The organism is Cardiobacteriaceae bacterium TAE3-ERU3 (genome assembly GCA_019218315.1).
Taxonomy (GTDB): Bacteria; Pseudomonadota; Gammaproteobacteria; order Cardiobacteriales; family Cardiobacteriaceae; genus JAHUUI01.
Map to the genome: position 1 here is coordinate 639864 of JAHUUI010000001.1, position 21312 is coordinate 661175.

At 46.9% G+C, this 21312-nt stretch carries 22 protein-coding genes; 15 read left to right on the forward strand and 7 right to left on the reverse strand.

The window, feature by feature from the left end; translation table 11 throughout:
- Nucleotides 1-15: 15 nt before the first annotated feature.
- The 6 genes from ccoP to lptF form a co-directional block, all read right to left on the reverse strand.
- Nucleotides 16-936 (reverse strand): cytochrome-c oxidase, cbb3-type subunit III, encoded by a 921-nt coding sequence (ccoP, locus tag KRX19_02880; protein MBV7433959.1) that lies wholly within the window; start codon nt 934-936, stop codon nt 16-18.
- A gap of 10 nt (nt 937-946) precedes the next feature.
- Nucleotides 947-1114 (reverse strand): CcoQ/FixQ family Cbb3-type cytochrome c oxidase assembly chaperone, encoded by a 168-nt coding sequence (locus tag KRX19_02885; protein MBV7433960.1) that lies wholly within the window; start codon nt 1112-1114, stop codon nt 947-949.
- 3 nt (nt 1115-1117) lie between these two features.
- Nucleotides 1118-1732: a cytochrome-c oxidase, cbb3-type subunit II gene (ccoO, locus tag KRX19_02890; GenBank protein ID MBV7433961.1), complete on the reverse strand. Its 615-nt coding sequence runs from the start codon at nt 1730-1732 to the stop codon at nt 1118-1120.
- Nucleotides 1733-1753: 21 nt separating this feature from the next.
- On the reverse strand, nt 1754-3229 hold the full coding sequence (gene ccoN / locus KRX19_02895; GenBank protein ID MBV7433962.1) for a cytochrome-c oxidase, cbb3-type subunit I: 1476 nt from the start codon (nt 3227-3229) through the stop codon (nt 1754-1756).
- 237 nt (nt 3230-3466) lie between these two features.
- The gene (gene lptG / locus KRX19_02900; protein MBV7433963.1) at nt 3467-4516 is read right to left on the reverse strand and encodes an LPS export ABC transporter permease LptG; all 1050 of its coding nucleotides are present in this window, start codon (nt 4514-4516) and stop codon (nt 3467-3469) included.
- Nucleotides 4513-5565: an LPS export ABC transporter permease LptF gene (lptF, locus tag KRX19_02905; protein MBV7433964.1), complete on the reverse strand. Its 1053-nt coding sequence runs from the start codon at nt 5563-5565 to the stop codon at nt 4513-4515. Before lptF ends, lptG begins: the two co-directional genes overlap by 4 nt.
- A 209-nt stretch (nt 5566-5774) precedes the next feature.
- Between lptF and KRX19_02910 the strand changes: the two genes are divergently transcribed.
- The 14 genes from KRX19_02910 to glmU all read left to right on the forward strand — a co-directional run bounded on the left by KRX19_02910 (nt 5775) and on the right by glmU (nt 17824).
- Nucleotides 5775-7220: a leucyl aminopeptidase gene (locus tag KRX19_02910; GenBank protein ID MBV7433965.1), complete on the forward strand. Its 1446-nt coding sequence runs from the start codon at nt 5775-5777 to the stop codon at nt 7218-7220.
- The gene (gene rsmG, locus KRX19_02915) at nt 7220-7858 is read left to right on the forward strand and encodes a 16S rRNA (guanine(527)-N(7))-methyltransferase RsmG (protein MBV7433966.1); all 639 of its coding nucleotides are present in this window, start codon (nt 7220-7222) and stop codon (nt 7856-7858) included. Before KRX19_02910 ends, rsmG begins: the two co-directional genes overlap by 1 nt.
- Nucleotides 7851-8627: a ParA family protein gene (locus KRX19_02920; protein MBV7433967.1), complete on the forward strand. Its 777-nt coding sequence runs from the start codon at nt 7851-7853 to the stop codon at nt 8625-8627. Before rsmG ends, KRX19_02920 begins: the two co-directional genes overlap by 8 nt.
- Nucleotides 8628-9506 (forward strand): ParB/RepB/Spo0J family partition protein, encoded by an 879-nt coding sequence (locus tag KRX19_02925; protein MBV7433968.1) that lies wholly within the window; start codon nt 8628-8630, stop codon nt 9504-9506.
- 64 nt (nt 9507-9570) lie between these two features.
- Nucleotides 9571-9915: an ATP synthase subunit I gene (locus KRX19_02930; GenBank protein ID MBV7433969.1), complete on the forward strand. Its 345-nt coding sequence runs from the start codon at nt 9571-9573 to the stop codon at nt 9913-9915.
- An 11-nt stretch (nt 9916-9926) separates the two neighbouring features.
- On the forward strand, nt 9927-10721 hold the full coding sequence (atpB, locus tag KRX19_02935; protein MBV7433970.1) for a F0F1 ATP synthase subunit A: 795 nt from the start codon (nt 9927-9929) through the stop codon (nt 10719-10721).
- A 55-nt stretch (nt 10722-10776) separates the two neighbouring features.
- Nucleotides 10777-11043 (forward strand): F0F1 ATP synthase subunit C, encoded by a 267-nt coding sequence (gene atpE, locus KRX19_02940; protein MBV7433971.1) that lies wholly within the window; start codon nt 10777-10779, stop codon nt 11041-11043.
- A 34-nt stretch (nt 11044-11077) separates the two neighbouring features.
- Nucleotides 11078-11548: a F0F1 ATP synthase subunit B gene (locus KRX19_02945; protein ID MBV7433972.1), complete on the forward strand. Its 471-nt coding sequence runs from the start codon at nt 11078-11080 to the stop codon at nt 11546-11548.
- Between the two features lie 3 nt (nt 11549-11551).
- The gene (locus KRX19_02950; GenBank protein ID MBV7433973.1) at nt 11552-12097 is read left to right on the forward strand and encodes a F0F1 ATP synthase subunit delta; all 546 of its coding nucleotides are present in this window, start codon (nt 11552-11554) and stop codon (nt 12095-12097) included.
- A gap of 10 nt (nt 12098-12107) precedes the next feature.
- Nucleotides 12108-13649 carry a F0F1 ATP synthase subunit alpha gene (gene atpA / locus KRX19_02955; GenBank protein ID MBV7433974.1) on the forward strand — a complete coding sequence of 514 codons (1542 nt, stop codon included), beginning with the start codon at nt 12108-12110 and terminating at the stop codon, nt 13647-13649.
- A 13-nt stretch (nt 13650-13662) separates the two neighbouring features.
- On the forward strand, nt 13663-14532 hold the full coding sequence (atpG, locus tag KRX19_02960) for a F0F1 ATP synthase subunit gamma (protein ID MBV7433975.1): 870 nt from the start codon (nt 13663-13665) through the stop codon (nt 14530-14532).
- Between the two features lie 19 nt (nt 14533-14551).
- Entirely contained in the window at nt 14552-15934 is a 1383-nt protein-coding gene (gene atpD / locus KRX19_02965) for a F0F1 ATP synthase subunit beta (protein MBV7433976.1), read from the forward strand.
- Between the two features lie 24 nt (nt 15935-15958).
- Nucleotides 15959-16375, forward strand: coding sequence for a F0F1 ATP synthase subunit epsilon (locus KRX19_02970; protein ID MBV7433977.1), 417 nt, complete (start codon nt 15959-15961; stop codon nt 16373-16375).
- A 78-nt stretch (nt 16376-16453) separates the two neighbouring features.
- Nucleotides 16454-17824, forward strand: a complete 1371-nt coding sequence (glmU, locus tag KRX19_02975) for a bifunctional UDP-N-acetylglucosamine diphosphorylase/glucosamine-1-phosphate N-acetyltransferase GlmU (protein MBV7433978.1) — start codon at nt 16454-16456, stop codon at nt 17822-17824.
- A 165-nt stretch (nt 17825-17989) separates the two neighbouring features.
- Here glmU and KRX19_02980 read toward each other — a convergent pair whose 3' ends face one another.
- A complete protein-coding gene (locus tag KRX19_02980; protein ID MBV7433979.1) occupies nt 17990-19030 on the reverse strand; it encodes a galactose ABC transporter substrate-binding protein in 1041 nt (346 codons plus the stop codon).
- Nucleotides 19031-19123: 93 nt separating this feature from the next.
- On the opposite strand from KRX19_02980, the gene KRX19_02985 reads away from it, so the two are divergent.
- Nucleotides 19124-21310: an Hpt domain-containing protein gene (locus KRX19_02985; GenBank protein ID MBV7433980.1), complete on the forward strand. Its 2187-nt coding sequence runs from the start codon at nt 19124-19126 to the stop codon at nt 21308-21310.
- Nucleotides 21311-21312: the final 2 nt, after the last annotated feature.

Sequence of the window (21312 nt, forward strand, 5' to 3'; positions counted from 1 at the left end):
GCCGCGCCGGTTGGTTTAGTTGTTAGATGCGCTTGCCGGGTCGTGGCTGAGTGAGTAGATATAAGCCGCAACAACCTTGATTTTTTGTGGGCCAAGGTTTTCACTCCATGCAGGCATGACGTGGTTTTTCGGATGTACTATCTGGCTGATGATGTCGTCGATAGTGCCGTCTTGACTATAGAGCCAAATATCATCGGTCAGATTCGGTGCGCCGAGGAGCTGGTTACCGGTGCCGTCTGCGCCGTGGCAGGCGATACAGCTTTGGTTATAAAGTGCTTTGCCTTTCTCAGCGAGTGCTTTGTCGTAGTCACGTCCGCCAAGCTCATGCACATAGTTAGCCACCGCAAGCAGGTTTTCTTCTGAAGGATCTGCAAGTGCCCCGTTTGCCGGCATGTTGCCAATACGGCCGTTGGTGATGGTTTGGACGATCTTGTCCGCTTCACCGCCCCACAGCCAATCGTTGTCAGTCAGGTTCGGGTAGCTGCCCGGGGTGCCTGCTGCATCAGAGCCGTGACAAACAGCGCAGTTCTGCAAGAAAATACGGCGACCAGAAGCAACGGCTTGCGGGTTTTCAGCCAGTTCTTCGACGCCTTTGGTGTCGTAGAAAGCAAAGTATTCAGCTTCCTGCATGTCAGCTTTTAGGCTTTGCTCTTCGTATTGGCCGACCTGTGTCCAGCCGAGTACGCCACGCCAAACGCCCGGGAACAGGATCAAATACACCACAGCCACGCCGATCATGCCGTAAAAGAGAACCAGTATCCAACGTGGTGAAGGGTTATTGATTTCTCGCAGATCACCATCCCAAGTGTGGTTGATGATTTCACCCGGGGGTGTGTTGTCGTCGGGGCGGATGTTGGTTGTCCATAGGACGAATACCGCGTAGGCAATCAGGTGTCCGACCGTGATGATGCCGATAATCCATGCAATCGTCGTCATTGTTTACCTCTCATGATTTTTTGTCTTGCCGTGGCGTGATGATTTCATCATCATCTTTTAGCGCCAGTTTTTCGGCATCTTTATAGGGTTTGTCACCACGGCGTGGCCAGTACAGCAATATACCCATCAGGATAAATGCTGTGAACAGGACCGCCGTAGTGATGCTTTGCCAGTTCATGGCTTAGCGGTTCTGCTGGAAGGCAACGCCAAGGCCTTGCAGGTAAGCAATTAATGCTTCCATCTCGGTCTTACCTTCAATGGCTGCAGGAGCTGCTGCGATGTCTTCTTCCGTGTAAGGTTCGCCAAGCGCCATTTTGGTACGCATGCTCTTAACGGTGCGTTCGACGTCAATTTCGCGCTCAGCAAGCCATGGATAAGCTGGCATATTTGATTGCGGTACAACGTTGCGCGGGTTCAGTAGGTGCAGGTAGTGCCAGTCATCTGAGTACTTGCCGCCAACGCGTGCGAGGTCAGGACCGGTACGCTTTGAGCCCCACTGGAACGGACGGTCATAGATTGACTCTTCCGCGACTGAGTAGTGGCCGTAGCGCTCTGTTTCCCAGCGGAATGGGCGGATCATCTGCGAGTGGCAGCCGTAGCAGCCCTCGCTGATGAAGACGTTAAACCCGGCAAGACGCAATGGATCATAAGGTTTGACGTATTCGGACGTCGTGAGTGATTTGTCGAACGGCAACGGCAGGATCTGCACCATGCCGCCCCAAATGACGGCAAGGAAAGTGAGGATACCGAGCAGGACGACGCTTTTTTCAACGTATGCGTGACTGAGTAATTTCATGATGATGTTCCTCTACAGTGATCAAGCAGTTTGAGCAGTTTGTCCGGCAACAGGCGCAGTCTCTTTAGACCGGCTGCTGAGGACGGTACGCAGGCAGTTATATGCCATTAGAACCATGCCACTGAGGAAGAATGCACCGCCAAGGAAGCGCACGAAGTAGAAGATGTACTTACGCTCGAGGATCTGCACGAAGGTGTAAACCAAAGTGCCGTCTTCGAAGGTTTCACGCCACATCAAGCCTTCCATGATACCGGCAACCCACATTGAGGTAACGTAGAGAATGATACCGATGGTTGCGAGCCAGAAGTGTACGAAGATCAGGTTGCGGCTGTACATTTCGGTTTTGCCGTAGAGGCGTGGCAGCATGTGGTAGATTGAGCCCATGGTGATCATAGCTACCCAGCCGAGCGCACCAGAGTGTACGTGGCCAACAGTCCATTCAGTGTAGTGCGACAGGGCGTTGACGTCTTTGATTGCCATCATTGGGCCTTCAAAGGTCGACATACCGTAGAACGACAGCGCGACGAACATGAAGCGGATGATTGGGTCAGTGATCAGCTTATGCCATGCACCGGAGAGTGTCATCATACCGTTAACCATACCACCCCATGATGGAACCCAAAGGACAACCGAGAATGCCATACCAAGAGACTGAGTCCAGTTTGGCAGTGCAGTGTAGTGCAAGTGGTGCGGGCCAGCCCACATGTAGATTGAGATCAGTGCCCAGAAGTGCATGATCGACAGGCGATAAGAGTAGATTGGGCGCTCAGCCTGCTTAGGTACGAAGTAGTACATCATGCCGAGGAAGGCCGCAGTGAGGAAGAAGCCTACCGCGTTGTGACCGTACCACCACTGGGTCATCGCACCAGTTGCACCAGAGACGACCGGGTAAGAGTGCAGCCAGTCGATTGAGGCAAAGAATGCGCCGGTACTTTCCGCCTGATAGTTGGCGACCGGGATTTCCAGGTTGTTGAAGATGTGCAGCAGGGCAACGGCGATGATGTATGCGCCAAAGAACCACAGGCCAACGTAAATATGCTTTTCTTTACGCTTGCCGATGGTGAAAAAGAAGACGATCGCGTAAGCCACCCAAACCACGGTCAGGAGTAAATCCAAAGGCCAAATCAGCTCAGCGTATTCTTTGCCTTGAGTGAAGCCAAACGGGTAGGTGAGTACTGCACCGAGGATAACGGCGTTGTAGCCGTAGAAGGTGAAGGCTGCGAGTTTGTCTGAAATCAGGCGTACCCCACAGCAACGCTGTACGACGTAATAAGAAGTCGCAAACAACGCATTACCGCCAAAGGCGAAGATTACCGCACTGGTGTGCAGTGGGCGTATGCGACCGTATGCAAGCCATGGAATGCCTTCTGTCATATCCGGCCAATAAAGCTGCGCGGCGATGATTACGCCGACCAGCATGCCGATGACGCCAAAGATGATCGCCGCCCAGGTAAACTGTTTGACGATGCGGTAATTATACGTCGTATCCGCTGTCATAATTAATGCCTCTTACTTATGATGATTTAGTGCTGTGACCGCACCTTGGGGCATTAATATTAACATCCAGATAAGGAGTTCTCAAAGTATTTTTCTAAATCAGTTTTTTGGATTTTTCCTGTAAGCACAGAATGTTATGAGAACCAATTTTGTTCTATATAAGCAAGGCTGAATGGGTTATTTTGAAAAATTTATAAAAAAATAATGCTAAATTTGATTTTTTTCAAAGGGATAGTTCTATCCTTTGAGCACGATCAGTGCCGGAATGGCAAAAATGATGATTGGTAACAATGCGCCAAGGAAGGGAGGCCAACCGAGAATAAGTGCGAAGTTTGTCAGGATGCCCTGACATATATAAAAAGCAACACCGAGCAAAATACCGATGACCAGTCTTGTGCCTTGATGTGCACTGCGTCCACGACTAAATGCAAGAGGCAGTGCGAGCAGAACCATGGTGAGGATGGTCAGTGGTAAAAAGAGTTTTTGCCAAAAGGCGAGGCTGTGCTCTTGATAATTGAGGCCGTTGTTCTTGAGAAATTGAATTTGTCGATAGCGCTCAATGAGCCCGGGGTGGCTATTTTGCTGGAATAGATAGGAGATATCTTGCGGCGCGATATTATTCGACCATTCTGTGGCACCTGGCTTAGGCGATGCATTGTCCTTATCTATAGTTAAAGAGCGACTGTCTGTTAAAAGCCAACGCCCATTTTCATAAGTGGCTTTGTTTGCTTGCTGAATGGTGGTCTGATTTTTTTCTGGGGTGATGCGTAGTAAGTCGCTGATGCTGCCGTCAGGGTTGACGTTGCCGATGCGTGTCATCGTGCCATGGTCATTGAGCCACATGCCTTCTTGGGCTGTTAAGGTTGCTGATTGCCCAAGTGCCTGACTGCGCAGTAATTCCCCTTTTGCCGCGAGGCGTGGCGCAGTGGACTCACCAAGTAGTAACAGGCAAAGGCCAATAATGGTTGCCAATATTAGGCCGCCACGGACTAGGCGCAAGCGGGAAACGCCGCTAGCGAGTACGATGGCTATTTCATTTTGGCTGGCAAGTTGGCCGAGCCCCATAATCGCGCCGATTAGCGTGGCTGCGGGTGCAAAAAGCAGCAGTTTTTCTGGTAACTGATAAATTTGGCTCACTACCATGATTGCTACGGTGTAGTTGTTTTGTCCTATGTCACTCGCTTGATCAGCACTTTGCAGGAGAAAATCAATGATCAACAAGAAAGTCACGGAGATCAGGGTCGTCATGAATAATGTGCGTATCAAGTAGCGGTCAAAACGGGTCATGCTTTGCGCCTCCATGATTGCGGCCGCCAAATGATCAGTAATAGCAGGATAATTGGAATATGAACCCATAGGCTGCCTGGCCATGGCGCAAGAGATTCGTTTCTGATCGCTGTGGTGGTCATGCCTAAAACGTTCAAGTAGATGGCGAACAGGACGAAAATCGGAATCAATTTTTGGTAGCGACTGCTACGTGGCCGGGTGCGCGCTAAAAAGGGCAATAGTGCGGAAAACAGAACCAGAGCTAAAGCCGGATTTATGCGATTTTGCAGTTCGGCGTTACCCTCGGCATTGTTCGGCAGAAGGCTTAAGGGTAAATTACGTAACCGATCACTGGCTGTGGCCCGATTGTCCGGTAGGCGCAAAACGCCGTGGGCGAAGTAGCTGAGCTGACTGTGCTGTGGTTGAAAAGATGAGCGCCAACTGGTGCGCATACCATCATCAAGCTCGAGGTATTTTCCTTGATCATTGCTGCTGAAATGGCCTTGAGGTGCAACGATAATACTTTGTTCATCATTTTGGCTGCGATAGACAAAAAACTGCGATAGTTGGTCGCCACTTGCATCGCCGGTAAAAACGACTGTTCCATCATCTAGTCGGCGAAATTCATTGGCCCGAAACAGAATCATGGCTGCTTCCTGCTCAGCCTGGCTGCGCAATGTATCCTGGCGCTCATATACTTCAGGAAGAAGAAATAGATTGCTGGCAGCGATAATCGCAGCAACCGGAATACTGAGTAGAAGGTTTGCTTTACAGATTTGCTGCTGACTGATGCCGCATGCAAGTGCTGCGGGCATTTCTTGTTCGCTGTAGAGACGCCCCATGCTCATGGCAAAGGCAAGAATCAGCGAGACCGGCATTAGAACGATCAAAAAACGCACTGATTGCAAGCCGATTAACTGCCATACCGCAGACAGGGATAGATCGCCCGTTGCCGCGCTGCCCAATAGATTGGTCAGGCGGAAGCTGATGATGATGGCAAGCAGAATCAGGCATGTTGCTGAGAAAATGCCCAGCGTTTCACGCGTGATATAGCGGTAGAAAATTGGCATAGCTGCGGTGAGTATAGGGTTTGCCCATAAAAATTTATGCGGATCAGTATAAACTGGCTTTGCCTAATTCCCAACGTCCATAAGCGATTACAGAGCACCCTGCGTGGTGATTATCACAGCGACTATATGGTATTCTAATATTTTGATTTGATTTTGAAGTGACAGCATCCTGATTATGGTATTGGATGGTGTCGAACCAGGAGAAATAAATGACTTTTAAAGTAAAATCTGCGGCTTTGCAAAATATTGAAGCCGATTTGCTGGTTTGTGCGATCAATGAACAAGGCGAGTTGCTTGCCAGCCTTGGTGAAGAAGCTGATGCTTATATTGCCAAACAGTCAGAGCAGGGCAACTTGCCGTCTAATAATGGCGATTACACGGTTTTTTATGAAGTATCTGCAGTTAAAGCTGCCCGCTTGATGGTGATTCGCGTCGGTGGTCACAAAGGTTTGGAAAAAGCGGCAGAAAAAGCAGCTGAATATGCGGTCTCTCGAGAGTGGCAAAATGTTGTTGTTGCTTTGACTCAAGATTTGGCCGAGCAAACCATCGTTGCACGTAAGCTAGCCTGTTCATCGTATCGCTTTGATCAATTCAAATCAGATAAGAAAAAAGCCGTAAAGGCAGTAACATGGCTGTTTAGCGTAGAACGAAAAGATATTAAAGATCTGGAACGCGATTTGGTTTTGGTTGATGCATGGGCCGCAGGTACGGCGCTGACTCGTGATCTTGGCAATATGCCACCGAATGTGTGTAACCCTCGCTATCTTGGCAAGCAGGCTGAAAAACTTGGCAAAGAATACGACTCACTGAAAGTTGAAGTGCTGAAAAAGAAAGCCATCATTGATTTGGGTATGGGTGCTTTGATGGGCGTTGCACAAGGGGCGGTTGCGCATCCGCGTTTCATCATTATGGAATACAAGCCGAAAAATGTCGTGAACAGCAAGCCAGTCGTACTGGTCGGTAAGGGTGTTACCTTCGATAGTGGCGGTATCTCACTCAAGCCGGGTGCTGATATGGACTTGATGAAATACGATATGGGCGGTGCTGCTGCTGTGTTTGGTGCAATCAAAGCACTGTGTGAATGTGAATTACCGGTGCATGTTGTTGCATTGATTCCTTCCGTGGAGAACATGCCTGATGGTGGCGCAACACGTCCGGGTGATATTCTCACCAGTATGTCTGGCAAGACCATTGAAGTACTTAATACCGATGCGGAAGGTCGCCTGATTTTGTGTGACGCACTGACTTATGCCGAGCGCTATAAGCCACAAGCAGTTATTGATATGGCAACTTTGACAGGTGCTTGTGTGGTTGCGCTTGGTTCGCACCGTGCAGGATTGTTGGGTAATGACGATAATCTTACTCAGGCGCTGTTCGATGCTGGTGAGCGTGCGCATGATCCTGTCTGGCGTTTGCCTATTGATCAGGAATACAAAGATCAACTCAAGAGCCCATTTGCAGATTTGCAAAATATTGGTGGGCGTGAAGCTGGCACAATTACTGCTGCTGCATTTTTGAGTGCCTTTGCCGAGAAGTATTCTTGGGCGCACCTTGATATTGCTGGTGTTGCTTGGCACTCAGGAAAGAATAAAGGTGGTACTGGGCGTCCTGTTGGTTTGCTGCTGGAATACTTCCGCAAACTGGCTGAGAAATGATGTTACCTTCTGCCGCTGAGCAGGCTTTAGGGCAAGGTATTGCAGCCTTGCCCTTTGCCATTACTGATGAGCAAATTGAGCAATTCCGCGCCTATTTGCAATTGCTCAATCGTTGGAACACCGTACATAATTTGACTTCTGTGCGTGATCCTCGTGAGCAAGTTATTGTGCACTTGCTGGACTGTTTAGCGGTATTACCGCATTTGCCTGACGTGAAAACACTGGCCGATATTGGCAGCGGCGCAGGATTGCCGGCATTGATTATTGCGATTATGCGCCCTGAAATGATTGTTTATGCTGTTGAGTCGAACAATAAAAAATCAGCATTTATTCGTCAGGTGGCTACGGCGTTGCACCTGTCTAATGTGAAGGTTGTTAGTGAGAGAGTGGAATCATGGTTGCCTGAACAAGCCATTAACTGCGTTATCAGTCGTGCAATGGCTGCACCACAAATGCTGCTTGATTTGACTGCTCATTTAGGCGACGCACAAACGCAGTGGTTAATGATGTGTGGTCATATGCCACAAGACGCGGAAACCAAACGATTTGTGGTTAAGAAAAAAATATCAGTCAAGGTGCCGATGCTTGATGCCACACGCTCATTGTTGGTGATGGTCAAGGAGGATGATGATGACTAAGCTGATTGCGGTCACTAACCAAAAAGGTGGTGTAGGCAAAACAACCTCTGCGGTCAGTATTGCAGCTGCACTTGCTGAGAATAACGCCAGTGTATTGCTGATTGATCTTGATCCCCAAGGGAATGCAAGTGTTGCTTGTGGGCAGCGTAAAAATGAAATGTCGCATACGGTGATGGACGTCATCCTTGGCGATGCTGCGGCCGAAGACGTTTGCTTGCCAGTAGCGGATAATGCCTTTTGGCTGTTGCCAGCTAATGATGAGTTGAGTGCATTGGAGAGTAGCTTGCATGATCATCCTCAGCGCCATTCATTGCTGAAACAGCATACAGCTGGCTGGATTGAGCGCTTTGACTACGTGATCATTGATTGCCCGCCAACGCTTAACTTATTGACGGTTAATGCGATGGTTGCTTCGCAATATATTTTGGTACCAATTCAGTGTGAGTATTTTGCTCTTGAAGGGGTAAGCAGCTTACTTGATACTGTCGGGCAAATTCGGCAGAGCGTTAATCCGGATCTGCGCATTGCCGGTTTTTTACGCACCATGTATGATTCTCGGTCACGGCTGACCCGAGAAGTTTCGGCGAGCTTATTCAAACATTTAAAAGATTTGGTCTTCCCAAGCGTTATTTCACGCAATGTGCGCCTTGCCGAAGCACCAGGCTATGGTATGCCAATTACTATTTACGATCGCCACTCGAAAGGTGCAAAAGAATATCGTAAAGCGGCCAAAGAGCTGCGTAAACGTATTGATGGAGGGAATGCTTAAGTGTCAGTTCAGAAAAAACGAGGATTGGGTCGAAGTCTGGATGCATTGATTGGCGATATTGGCCAATCAGTACTGGAGCAGCCTGAATTCGAGGCACTCAAGCAAATAGATGTATCTCGTATTGAGCCTGGGCGCTATCAACCGCGCAAGCGCTTTGATGAAGAGGCCTTACATGAGCTCGCCCACTCGATCGCTGAGCATGGGGTATTACAGCCACTTGTAGTGCGTCCAATTGGTGGTGAGCGCTATGAGATTATCGCCGGTGAGCGCCGTTTTCGTGCCGGGCAACAGGCTGGGCTGAGTCGTGTGCCTTGCGTGGTAAAAAACTACGATGACCGTCAGGCACTTGCAGTAGCACTGATTGAAAACCTTCAGCGCAGCGACCTGAATGTGCTCGAAGTCGCAGAGGGCTTACAACAATTGGTAGAAGACTTTACCTTGACGCACGACAGGGTTGCGCAGTTGGTTGGTCGGTCTCGCTCTTCAGTTACTAATACACTACGTCTACTAGATCTAGGTAGTACTGCCAAAAAAGCACTTGGTGAAGGTTCTATAGAAATGGGGCATGCCCGGGCTATGCTTGCTTTGAGCGAGGGTGAGCAGAATGCCTTGGTCAATGAAATTATCCGCAAGCATTTAACTGTCCGTCAGACTGAGCAGCGCGTTAAGCAGATCATGTCTGGTGCCGAGCCTGAAGCAACGACAGACCTCAGTGCAGGTAAAGAAGATATCTCAGCACTTGAATCTCAATTGACGGAATTTTTAGGTGCAAAGATCGCTATCACACATAAGAAAAAAGGTCACGGGAAACTAGTTCTTAAGTACGATAATGTCGATGAGCTAGAGCGCATTCTCAGCTTATGGGGATTTCGTCAATAAAAATAGCGTTTTTCATTTGACCTATTAGTAACGAACTTCTATAATCGCTGAGAATTTTGCATATATGCAAAGAAAATTAAAAAAGTTATTGCGGATTCAGACACTCCTGATGCTGGTCATTCTAATAATAGGATGGCTGTCAGGTTATCAAAATTGGCTTCCTGGCCTTGTTGCAGGTAGTTTGATCGCAATATCAACAACCATCATGGCAATGATTATATTTCGCCGCCTGCCAAAGGTCGTGCCGGCAAAAATGTTTTACGGAGCCATGATATTAAATGAAGTCATGAAATGGCTGCTGGTTGCGGTATTGACAGTATTGCTGGTACAGCATGTTGCTCCATTCGCGCTAATCATCGGCTTTGTCGTGACTTACCTTGCTTATTTTTGGCTGATTTTGGTGGATTGAAGAGGATCACAATGGCAGCACACGGCGGCGAACAAACCAGCGCGGAATTTATTCAGCACCACATGACCAACCTTGTGGTTGGAGAAGGCTTTTGGGCAGTACATATAGATACACTGCTCTTTTCAATTTTATTGGGCGTGGCTTTTTGCTACTTTTTGCATCGTATGGCGCTTAAAGCGCATAGTGGCGTTCCTTCATGGTCTTTAAACTTGGCCGAAATGGTGTTTGACTTTGTCGATGGTACAGTCAAAGACTTCTTTGGTGAGTCGCGCCGCGATATTGGCTCACTGGCTATGACTATCTTCTGCTGGATTCTGCTGTGGAATACGATGGACCTCGTGCCAGTTGACCTGTTGCCAGGCGCTGCTGCATTGGTTGGTGTACCGTATTTGAAAGTCGTCCCTTCTACTGACGTTAATGCCACATTTGCTTTGTCTATTACCGTTGTCGCTTTGATGTATATCTATGGCTTCAAGGCTAATGGCGGCGCATTAGGTATGTTTAAGTCTATGGGAGCTCACCCATTCGACGCACAATCTCCAGTTCTCAAGGTTATCTTGTTCCCGATCAACTTCGCTCTGCGCCTGATTGAAGACTTCGCAAAAGTCATTTCATTGTCATTGCGTTTATTCGGTAACTTGTTTGCAGGTGAGCTGGTATTTGTCCTCATCGCATTGCTGCCGTTCTTCGTGCAGTTTATACCTGGCGGTGCATGGGCAATATTTCATATCCTGATCGTGACACTTCAGGCATATCTATTTATGATTCTGACTGTCGTCTATTTGTCGATGGCAGAAGCACATTAATTTCCATTCCATTTGTTATTAATTTTAGGAGGCTATTATGGAAAGTTTGGAAACGTTGATGGCGATTGCAGGTATTCAAGGCCCTACAGCGATCGCAGTTGGTATTATCCTTGGCTTGGCAGCTGTAGGTACTGGCATCGGCTTCGGTATTCTTGGCGGTAAATTCCTTGAAAGCAGCGCTCGTCAGCCTGAAATGATGAACCCACTGCAAGGTAAGTTCTTCATTATCGCAGGTCTGCTTGATGCGGTTGCTATGATCGGTGTTGTTATCGCGTTGATCATGGTATTTGCTAACCCGCTTTTGAGCTCGATCAACGTTTAATTACTTCGCTTGCCCAGAAGGAGGCGCCTAAACGATGGACATTAATCTCACGCTAATAGGCCAAATGGGCACGTTTTTGGTGTTTTGGTGGTTTGTCTACACATATGTGTGGCCAGTTTTCGCCAAAATGGCCGAAGAGCGTCGGCAGAAGATTGCTGATGGACTCAGCATGGCTGATCAAGCCAAGCATTCCATGCAGGCTGCAGAAGAAGAATCCAAGGCAATGATTGCTCAGGCGAAAAGCCAAGCGACAGAAATTGTCAGCCGTGCACATAAACAGGCTGATCAAGTTGTCGCTGATGCACGCAATGAAGCACAGGAAACCGGACGCCGTGAGCTCGATCACGCACGTGAAGAAATTGAGCAGGAAAAGCGCCGGGTTCGTGAGCAGTTGCGCGCGCAATTAGCTGATTTGGTCATTGAGGGCGCAGAGCAGGTTATTGGCCGTGAAGTCAAAGCCGACGATCACGCCCGTCTTTTGCAAGAACTGAGCGAGAAACTCTAAACCATGGCACAACCACAAACCATCGCCCGGCCTTATGCCAAAGCCGTCTTCGACTTGGCTGAGAATGACGCTGAACAGCAGCGTTGGCAGCAGTTTTTGTCGGCAGCAGCAGAATTGGCCAATGAACCTGAAGTCATGCAGCACATGCATACACCGGGATTCAGTACGCTAATAGAGCAGTGGCTCAATGAATGGCTGGAAAAATCCCGTGAACAAGGTGTAACCGAACAGGAGCATAACTTTTTGCTCCTGCTTGAAACCCACGGCCGCTTCGCTGTTTTACCCGAAATTGCGGAAACTTTCGTAGAGCTTTGCTCCGCCAGCCACAACAGCTGTATCGCACACGTAAAGAGTGCGCAGGCACTTGACGATAAAGCGCAACAAGCTTTGATCGGAATGCTTGAGCAGAAACTTGGCAAGACAGTTACGCTGGAAGTTGAAGAAGTACCGGAATTGATGGCCGGGGTTGTGATTGAATACGATGGGCAGGTGATTAACCAGTCCCTGCAAGGCCGCTTGCAGCAATTTGCCCGAAAACTCGACGATTAGAGGAACGAACATGCAATTAAATCCTGCTGAAATCAGCGGCTTTATTAAAGATAAAATCGCTGATTACGAAAATAAAGTAGAAACCAAAGCAGAAGGTACGATCATCAGCTTGTTTGATGGTATTGCCCAAGTTGAGGGTCTGCGCCAAGTCATGCTTGGGGAAATGATTGAGTTTCCGGGCGGCGTATATGGTCTGGCGCTCAACCTTGAGCGCGACAGCGTCGGTGTGGTTATTCTTGGTAGCTATGAGCACCTCAATGAAGGTGACAAAGTATCTTGTACTGGCAAAATCCTTGAAGTGCCAATCGGCCGTGGTTTGCTTGGTCGCGTCGTTAATGCACTTGGTGAGCCAATTGATGGTAAAGGTGCTATTGAAAGTGAAGGCACTGCTCCAATTGAAAAAATCGCACCAGGTGTTATTGAGCGTCAGTCAGTTGACGAGCCTCTGCAAACTGGTCTTAAGTCAATTGATGCGATGGTGCCAATTGGTCGTGGTCAGCGTGAGCTGATTATCGGTGACCGCCAAACTGGTAAAACAGCGATTGCTATTGATGCGATCATTAACCAGAAAGATACTGGTGTTAAGTGTATTTACGTTGCAATTGGTCAAAAAGCCTCCTCTATTGCTTCCGTTGTGCGTAAACTTGAAGAGCACGATGCACTCAAGCACACTATCATCGTAGCTGCAGCGGCTTCTGAATCTGCTGCTATGCAGTACATTGCACCTTATGCTGGCTGCTCAATGGGGGAATATTTCCGTGACCGTGGTGAAGATGCACTGATTATCTATGATGACTTGACTAAGCAGGCATGGGCCTACCGTCAAGTATCGCTGTTGCTCAAGCGCCCACCAGGCCGTGAAGCATACCCGGGTGACGTTTTCTACCTCCACTCTCGTTTGCTTGAGCGTGCTTCACGTATTAATGCTGATGAAGTTGAGCGTTTAACCAATGGTGAAGTCAAGGGTAAGACTGGCTCACTGACAGCGTTGCCAATCATTGAAACGCAAGCTGGTGACGTATCAGCGTTCGTTCCTACCAACGTTATTTCAATCACTGATGGCCAGATCTTCCTTGAAACAGATCTGTTTAACTCAGGCATTCGCCCTGCGATTAACGCCGGTCTTTCAGTATCACGTGTTGGTGGTGCAGCTCAGACCAAGATCGTTAAGAAACTCGGTGGTGGTGTACGTTTGGCACTTGCGCAGTATCGTGAGTTGGCTGCATTTGCCCAGTTCGCTTCTGATTTGGATGAAGCTACTCGTAAGCAGCTCGAGCGCGGTCAGCGCGTTATGGAGCTGATGAAGCAGCGTCAGTTCAGCCCAATGAGTATTGCTGAGATGTCTGTATCGCTGTTTGCAGCAGAGAATGGTTATCTTGATGAAGTCGAAGTAGACAAAATCATGGATTACGAGCAGGCACTAATGGGCTTCATGCACAGTGATCATCAAGATTTGCTCGATAAGATCAATGAAAAAGGCGACTTTAGTGATGAGATCAAAGATGGCCTGAATAAGGCTCTCAGCTCATTTAACGAGAAAGGCGCCTGGTAAGTAAGGAGCAATCATGGCCAACGCAAAAGACATACGCGGGCAAATCAAAAGCATTAAGAGCACGCAGAAGATCACCAAAGCCATGGAAATGGTAGCGGCATCAAAAATGCGTCGTGCGCAAGCAAACATGCAGCATGGTCGGCCATACGCAGAAAATATTCTGCGCATGGTCTCTCACCTTGCAGGTGCCAACGTTGAAGGCTCGCATCCTTTTTTTACCGAACGTGAAGAAGTCAAAAAAGTAGGCTATATCATCGTCAGTACTGACCGCGGCTTGTGTGGCGGCTTGAATATTAACTTGTTCAAGGCTGTCCTTAAGCATATGCGTGGTCAAGAAGAAAAAGGCCGTAAGATCGAAGCCAGTGTATTTGGCCGTAAAGGCGCAGGCTTTTTGAGCCGCATCGGTGTGCCGGTTGTAAGCTCAGTTGAAGGTTATGGTGATAATCCGAAGCTGCACGACTTGCTCGGTGGTGTGACGGAGATGGTTAAGGCGTACCGTGAAGGCAAAATTGACCGCGTCTATTTGGTCGGTAATGTGTTCGTTAATACCATGACCCAGCAACCAAAGGTATTGCAGATGTTGCCAGCACAAGTAGGGCTTGACAACGATATCGTGCCTAACCATCAGTGGGAGTATCTGTACGAACCATCTGCTGAAGAGCTGCTTGATACGATCGCACATCGTTATCTCGAATCACTGGTTAAGCAGACTGTGGTTGAGAATATCGCCTGTGAGATGTCGGCGCGTATGATCGCGATGAAGAATGCTTCTGATAATGCCGGTGGCCTGATCGATGAATTGCAATTGAAATACAACAAAGCTCGTCAGTCAGCAATTACTCAAGAATTGACAGAAATTGTCGCCGGCGCTGCCGCTGTTTAATGAATTAGAGAGGTTTTACATGAGTACAGGCAAAATTGTCCAGATTATCGGCGCGGTTGTCGATATCGAGTTTCCACGTGGGAGCGTACCCAATATCAATGATGCTTTGGTATCTGAAAAAGACGGTATTACATTTGAAGTACAGCAGCAGTTAGGTGACGGCGTTGTTCGTACCATCGCGATGGGTTCTTCTGAAGGTTTGGTTCGTGGTACAGAAGTACGCAATACTGGTGAAGCGATTTGTGTACCAGTCGGTAAGCAGACGCTTGGCCGTATCATGAACGTTTTGGGTGAGCCAATTGACCATCAAGGCGATATTGGTGCAGAAGAGCAATGGCCAATTCACCGTAAAGCACCAGCTTATGATGAGCTGTCTAACTCTACTGAGTTGCTTGAAACGGGTATTAAGGTTATCGACTTGCTGTGCCCATTTGCGAAGGGTGGTAAGGTCGGTCTGTTCGGTGGTGCCGGTGTAGGTAAGACCGTTAACATGATGGAGCTGATCCGCAACATCGCGATCGAGCACAGTGGTTACTCTGTATTCGCTGGTGTAGGGGAGCGTACTCGTGAAGGTAACGACTTCTACTACGAAATGAAGGACTCAAACGTACTTGATAAAGTATCTTTGGTTTACGGTCAGATGAACGAACCAGCCGGTAACCGTTTCCGTGTTGCATTGACTGGCTTGACTATGGCGGAATATTTCCGTGATGAAGGCCGTGATGTACTGTTCTTCGTTGATAACATCTACCGTTATACTCTGGCCGGTACAGAAGTATCAGCATTGCTTGGCCGTATGCCTTCAGCAGTAGGTTACCAGCCGACTCTGGCGGAAGAAATGGGCCGTTTACAGGAACGTATTACTTCAACCAAGACAGGTTCAATCACGTCGATTCAGGCGGTTTATGTTCCAGCTGATGACTTGACTGACCCATCACCAGCAACGACTTTTGCCCACTTGGATGCAACAGTTGTATTGTCACGTCAGATCGCAGAGCTGGGTATTTACCCTGCAGTTGATCCACTCGATTCAACCTCACGTCAGCTTGATCCATTGATCATTGGTGATGAGCACTACGAAACTGCGCGTAATGTCCAAAACGTTTTGCAGCGCTATAAAGAATTGCGCGACATTATTGCGATCCTTGGTATGGATGAATTGTCTGAAGAAGACAAGCAAGTCGTTTACCGTGCTCGTAAGATCCAGCGCTTCCTGTCTCAGCCATTCTTCGTTGCAGAAGTCTTTACTGGTTCACCGGGTAAGTATGTTTCTCTGAAAGATACCATTAAGGGCTTTAAAGGCATTATCGAAGGTGAGTACGATCACTTACCAGAGCAGGCTTTCTACATGGTAGGCTCAATCGAAGAAGCCGTCGAAAAAGCCGAAGGCATGAAAAAATAACCAGCTCAACGGCAGGAGATGAATATGGCCAAGACATTTAAAGCCACTGTAGTCAGTGCTGACCGATCCCTTTTTGAGGGCTCGGTGAGCATGATTGCGGCCAGTTCCATCGCTGGTGAGTTGGGCATCCTTGCTGGTCATACGCCTTTACTCGCAGCCTTGAAACCAGGTCAGGTACGCCTGACTAAGGAAAACGGCGAGGAAGAAGTACTGTATGTGTCAGGTGGTGTTGTTGAGGTACAGCCGGGCATGACCATGATCCTCGCTGACGAAGCTGAGCGTGCTGAAGAGCTTAATCCTGAACGGGTAGAGGCAGCGCGTAAAAAGGCTGAAGAAAGAATGAGAGAGGCCAGCGAAGGCAAGGTAGATTACGCAAAAGCCCAAGCTCAGTTGGAGCAGGCGACTGCACAGCTCGCTGCTATTCGCCGTAGTAAGAAATAAAATACGGCAAATTTCTGCGTGTAGCTGTAAAACACTTAAGCCGGCATTACTTGTCGGCTTTTTTATTGGAGAACCATAATGAATACTTCTATTCTCGCACTCATACTTGCAGCCGGTGAAGGCAAACGTATGAAATCTCGCCAATCAAAAGTGATGCAACCAGTAGGTGGCAAGCCAATGCTGGTGCGTATTCTAGAAACTCTTGGTGGCATTAGTGGCGTAGAACCAGCAGTGATCTATGGGCATATGGGCGACTCCTTAAAAGCCGCGATCACGCCTGATTATCCGCAAATTAAGTGGGTTGAGCAGCGTGAACAGCTTGGCACCGGCCATGCAGTGCAGCAGGCGCAGGCACTTATATCAGAAGTTGGGACTGTGTTGGTCTTACTTGGTGATGTGCCTTTGATTCGCCGAGGGACAATTGAGCAGCTGTGCGCTCAGGCGCAGCAAAGTGGCTTTGCTGTCCTTAGTGCCAAGGTAGAGAATCCATTTGGTTATGGGCGTATTGTGCGTGATGATCAGGGGCGGGTACTTGGTATCGTCGAGGAAAAAGATGCAACAGATGAGCAGCGCCAAATTCAGGAAATTAATAGCGGTATTATGGCCTTTTCGGCGGAAGTATTGCAGCGTTACCTTCCTAAGCTCAATAACAATAATGCTCAAGGGGAATACTATTTGACTGATCTGGTCGCATTGTGTGCGCAAGATGGTCAAGAAGTTGTAGCCAAAATCGTTGATGAAGCAGATGAAGTGATGGGGGTCAATAATCGGCGCCAATTGGCTGAAGCTGAAAACGTCCTGCGCCGTCGCGCTGTGGATGCGTTATTTGAAGCAGGGGTCACCTTGATTGATCCTTCACGCATTGATGTGCACGGCAGTGTTCAAGCTGGAAAAGACGTCATTATTGAAGCCAATGTGCTATTGAAAGGGGAAGTGGTTCTAGGCGATGGTGTTGTCGTTGAGGCTGGATGCGTGCTTGAGGATTGCGTGATTGGGGACGAAACATTGGTTCGCAGCCACAGCTGTATTGAAAAGAGCACCATCGGTAAACATGCTTCAATTGGTCCATTTGCAAGAATACGACCTAATACAGCGTTATCTGATCGTGCTCGAATTGGGAATTTCGTTGAGACCAAGAATGCGGTGATTGGTGAAGGAAGTAAAGTTAATCATCTGAGCTATATTGGCGATGCAGAAGTAGGGGCTGGTGTAAATATTGGCGCCGGTACGATTACGTGCAATTATGACGGCGTCAATAAGTTTAAGACCAAAATTGCTGATGGCGTGTTTATTGGCTCAAATAGTGCATTGGTTGCACCAATTGAGATCGGAGAGGGTGCCACAGTTGGTGCTGGATCGACGCTGAGCAAAAACGTGTCTGCTCAATCTTTAGCTTTAACCCGTGCACCTGTTAGAGAAATTAGCGGTTGGCAGAAGCCTAAAAAATAGCATATGTTCCTCATTTATTTGATATTGTGAAATGTGTCGACGAGTTTATTTTTTCTGAATAAAATTTCTAGGATCATATTATATTTACTGCTCGTAAACATTAAAGGAACTGAATCATTAAGCTTGATTCAGTTCCTTTATTTTATGAGCACTACGCAATCAAAGTTAGAAGGTTGGTACTTCAGACTTAACTTGGTTGATATTGGTATTTGGTACTTCCCGATATGGAACTGCAATTTCTTGATAAGAAAGGTGATAATCAGTATTTTTGTTAGCTGGCAAGCCATTAATTAAATTAATGGCTGCTTGGATGCTAACTTCTGCTTGAGTGACGGCATCATTAAGAACCGTTCCGGCCAACTCACCTTCAGCCATCAGTTTTTCGGCTTCTGGTGTAGCATCTATTCCGAATGTTGGGATGAAAAAATTGTACTTTCGTTGCGCATCAATAGAGCCGATAGCCATACTGTCGTTATTGGCAAGAATAACTTCAATATTGCGGCTATCAGGATGGTTTAGCCAGCGCTCGGTAACTTTATTAGCCTCATCTGAGCTATACATTGCCGTCTCATTGAAAATCTCTTCTACAGGGGTGCCTAATTCGGGATAGCTGGTTAAAGTACTAATGGACCACTTGGTTCTTGCAATTGTATTTGCAACGCCAGGAATACCTTGTAACACGGCGTATTGAATTACCCCATCACTGTTGCGATCCCATTCAGGATGGGTATTCCATGCACTTAATACTGATAATCCTTGTACGACACCAGCCTGAGTGTTATCACCACCTATAAAAACGGCATTTTTATAACCAAAGAGCTCCGTATCAGAGGGTTTTCGATCCCAAAATACAACGGGTATATTGGCGTTTCTTGCCATTTGGAGAATTGTGCTAGCTTCACTGGTGTCTACCATATTGACAATTAATGCTTGTGCACCTTGCTCGACCATTTTCTGTAAGGCCTGAACTTGTGCTTGACTGTCTTCCTCCGCATCGTTAAGTAGAATTTTACTTTCGGGGTGTGTATCGGCAAAATTTTGATAAACATCATAGCCAGTTTGGAAATAAGGGTTACCTATGGCATTACTGACGGAAACCCCCAGTGTATAGTGCACTTCATCTGTAGTAGTGTCTGAGGAGGCTATAAAATCATCACAACCCATGAGTGTAAAAAGAGAAATGATAATGATTGACTTGGGGGACATAAAACGCTCTATACTAATGAATCAATATTTTCATTGTATTGTATGTTTGAGAGAAGATAAACTAGGGCGGCATATTTGATATTGGGGAAGTTAATGAAAGGTAATGAAGTTGTCTCTACGTATTCCAGTGATGTAATAGCAAATACATCGCCTTGGAAAAAATACCGCACGATTATCATTTCTGTTGCATTGTTTTTATTTTTTGACCTACTAATTTTGGGGTTGAACTTTTATTATTCATTTCTTGTAGAGCGATCAGCCCAGGAAGTCAGTATTGCTGCTAGACAAGGTGTACTGATCCAGCAGATATCTAAAAACCTCAGCGATATTAATCTCCTTTCTGTTGTTGAATATGAGAAAAATAGCAGTATGGATATTAGAGAGCTTAAATCACAGGCATTTCGCCAGTTTGATGAGCTCAAGTATGCAAATAACCTCTTCCAGCAATCTTTGTCAGCACTAAAAAATGGTGGCGAAACCATTGGTGTAGAAGGTCAATTAGTGTCTATTAGTCCCATTGATTTGCCCCAAGCACACAACCGTTTAACTCAGGCAAATGACATTTGGGAACCCTTTTATGGTCTAAATAATGCCTTCATCAAAGATTATGAAAACAACAACTTTTCCCTTAGTTCAATTTCATATGCCGCTGAATATGCAAGAATTTATAATATTCGATTACAAGAGGATATGAATGATATCGTACGCATTCTTGAGGATCGGAGTGCTGGACAGGCAATGGTACTCAGGGTGATACAGGTTGTTGGTATCGTGATTGCACTATTGTTGTTTTTGTTTATTGTATTTCGCGCACTTGGTCAGTTATTTAAGGCTGATCATGCATTGTCTGATGCACGTCGGGAAACTACAGAAATTTTTGATACAGTGAGTGAGGGTTTATTCCTAATAGATGAAAATCTGCAAATTGGTTCTCAGCACTCACGAGCACTGCGTCATTTGCTTGGTATTGAGCACATAGCTGGTCGTTCTCTTGAAGATGTTTTGGCTGAAATTGTCTCCCGTCAGGATTTGGAAGTCGCGACCGAGTTTATTCAGCAGTTATTTAATCCACGCGTCAAAGCTAAGTTGATTCATGACTTAAATCCGCTTGATCGTGTGCGTGCTGGGGTCACAGACGAGAGTGGTTTGATTGATGTTCGTTATTTTAAATTCAGCTTTTCACGCGTTTATGAGGGCAAGCAGATTGTTCGCGTGCTTGTTAGCGTTGCCGATATTTCTAAGACGGTTTTGCTGGAGGAACGCTTGGAACGTGAACGCACGAAAAATGACGAGCAAGTGGAAATGCTGACAGCGATTCTGAAGATTGATAATCGCATGATGAGTGACTTTCTACGTAGTACCCAAACGACAACAAAAAATATCAACAATATTTTGCGTGAACAGACGCGCTCTGATGTAGGACTGAAAGAAAAGGCACGACTTATCTTCCGTGAGACCCATAGCTTGAAAGGGGAAGCTTCTGCAATAGGATTACGCAGCTTTGTGAATATTTTGGAAGATATGGAATCTGAGATCAAGCTGTTAAATGATAAGTCAAAATTGGTTGGTGATGACTTTCTTCCATTAGTTGTATCACTAGAAAAATTGATTGCAGTATTGGATCGTGTAGCTAGCCTAGTTAATAGAATAGGTAGTATGGCTAGTGCAAATACTCAACCAACACAAAGAGCCTCGGCCTCTAATCAGAAGATTATTCCATCACACTTTGGACACTATTTTAGTCAATTTGCTGAGCAGGTTGCTGAGCGCAATGGCAAACTGGTTAAAGTTGATATTCAAGGATTCGATCAAATTGAAATAAGTGAACACCAAGCTGGTTTAATCAAGGATATTACAGTTCAGCTGATTCGTAATGCGATAGTTCATGGTATCGAGACGCCCAAAGAGCGGATGAGCAAAAATAAGTCTGAAATTGGTCATATGGGAATTGAATTGAAATCGATGCAAGGTAATGGACAGCTTCAATTAACGGTTGAAGATGATGGGCTGGGTATCGACTTTGCGCTTATTCGTGAAAAATTACGTATTGAAAAGCAGCTTTCTGCTCAGGATGCAGAGGCTTTGACCAAGAAAGAGTTATTGATGGCCATATTTCGCTCTGGGTTTTCGACTTTGCAACACAGTAGTGAGGATGCAGGTCGTGGTGTAGGTATGGATGTAGTTAGAGCACGAATTCTAGAATTGGATGGAAGAATAAATATACAAAGTGAGCGGGATCTGTATACTCGTTTTGTAATACGCTTTGCCACTGCAAGCTAGGG

Coding starts and splice junctions, on each gene's coding strand:
- KRX19_02885 (MBV7433960.1), bottom strand. CDS start 1,114: ATGAACTGGCAAAGCATCACTACGGCGGTCCTGTTCACAGCATTTATC.
- rsmG (MBV7433966.1), top strand. CDS start 7,220: ATGTTACCTTCTGCCGCTGAGCAGGCTTTAGGGCAAGGTATTGCAGCC.
- atpG (MBV7433975.1), top strand. CDS start 13,663: ATGGCCAACGCAAAAGACATACGCGGGCAAATCAAAAGCATTAAGAGC.
- KRX19_02930 (MBV7433969.1), top strand. CDS start 9,571: ATGCAAAGAAAATTAAAAAAGTTATTGCGGATTCAGACACTCCTGATG.
- glmU (MBV7433978.1), top strand. CDS start 16,454: ATGAATACTTCTATTCTCGCACTCATACTTGCAGCCGGTGAAGGCAAA.
- ccoN (MBV7433962.1), bottom strand. CDS start 3,229: ATGACAGCGGATACGACGTATAATTACCGCATCGTCAAACAGTTTACC.
- KRX19_02945 (MBV7433972.1), top strand. CDS start 11,078: ATGGACATTAATCTCACGCTAATAGGCCAAATGGGCACGTTTTTGGTG.
- lptF (MBV7433964.1), bottom strand. CDS start 5,565: ATGCCAATTTTCTACCGCTATATCACGCGTGAAACGCTGGGCATTTTC.
- KRX19_02950 (MBV7433973.1), top strand. CDS start 11,552: ATGGCACAACCACAAACCATCGCCCGGCCTTATGCCAAAGCCGTCTTC.
- KRX19_02920 (MBV7433967.1), top strand. CDS start 7,851: ATGACTAAGCTGATTGCGGTCACTAACCAAAAAGGTGGTGTAGGCAAA.
- lptG (MBV7433963.1), bottom strand. CDS start 4,516: ATGACCCGTTTTGACCGCTACTTGATACGCACATTATTCATGACGACC.
- atpA (MBV7433974.1), top strand. CDS start 12,108: ATGCAATTAAATCCTGCTGAAATCAGCGGCTTTATTAAAGATAAAATC.
- KRX19_02910 (MBV7433965.1), top strand. CDS start 5,775: ATGACTTTTAAAGTAAAATCTGCGGCTTTGCAAAATATTGAAGCCGAT.
- atpB (MBV7433970.1), top strand. CDS start 9,927: ATGGCAGCACACGGCGGCGAACAAACCAGCGCGGAATTTATTCAGCAC.
- ccoO (MBV7433961.1), bottom strand. CDS start 1,732: ATGAAATTACTCAGTCACGCATACGTTGAAAAAAGCGTCGTCCTGCTC.
- KRX19_02970 (MBV7433977.1), top strand. CDS start 15,959: ATGGCCAAGACATTTAAAGCCACTGTAGTCAGTGCTGACCGATCCCTT.
- atpD (MBV7433976.1), top strand. CDS start 14,552: ATGAGTACAGGCAAAATTGTCCAGATTATCGGCGCGGTTGTCGATATC.
- KRX19_02980 (MBV7433979.1), bottom strand. CDS start 19,030: ATGTCCCCCAAGTCAATCATTATCATTTCTCTTTTTACACTCATGGGT.
- ccoP (MBV7433959.1), bottom strand. CDS start 936: ATGACGACGATTGCATGGATTATCGGCATCATCACGGTCGGACACCTG.
- KRX19_02985 (MBV7433980.1), top strand. CDS start 19,124: ATGAAAGGTAATGAAGTTGTCTCTACGTATTCCAGTGATGTAATAGCA.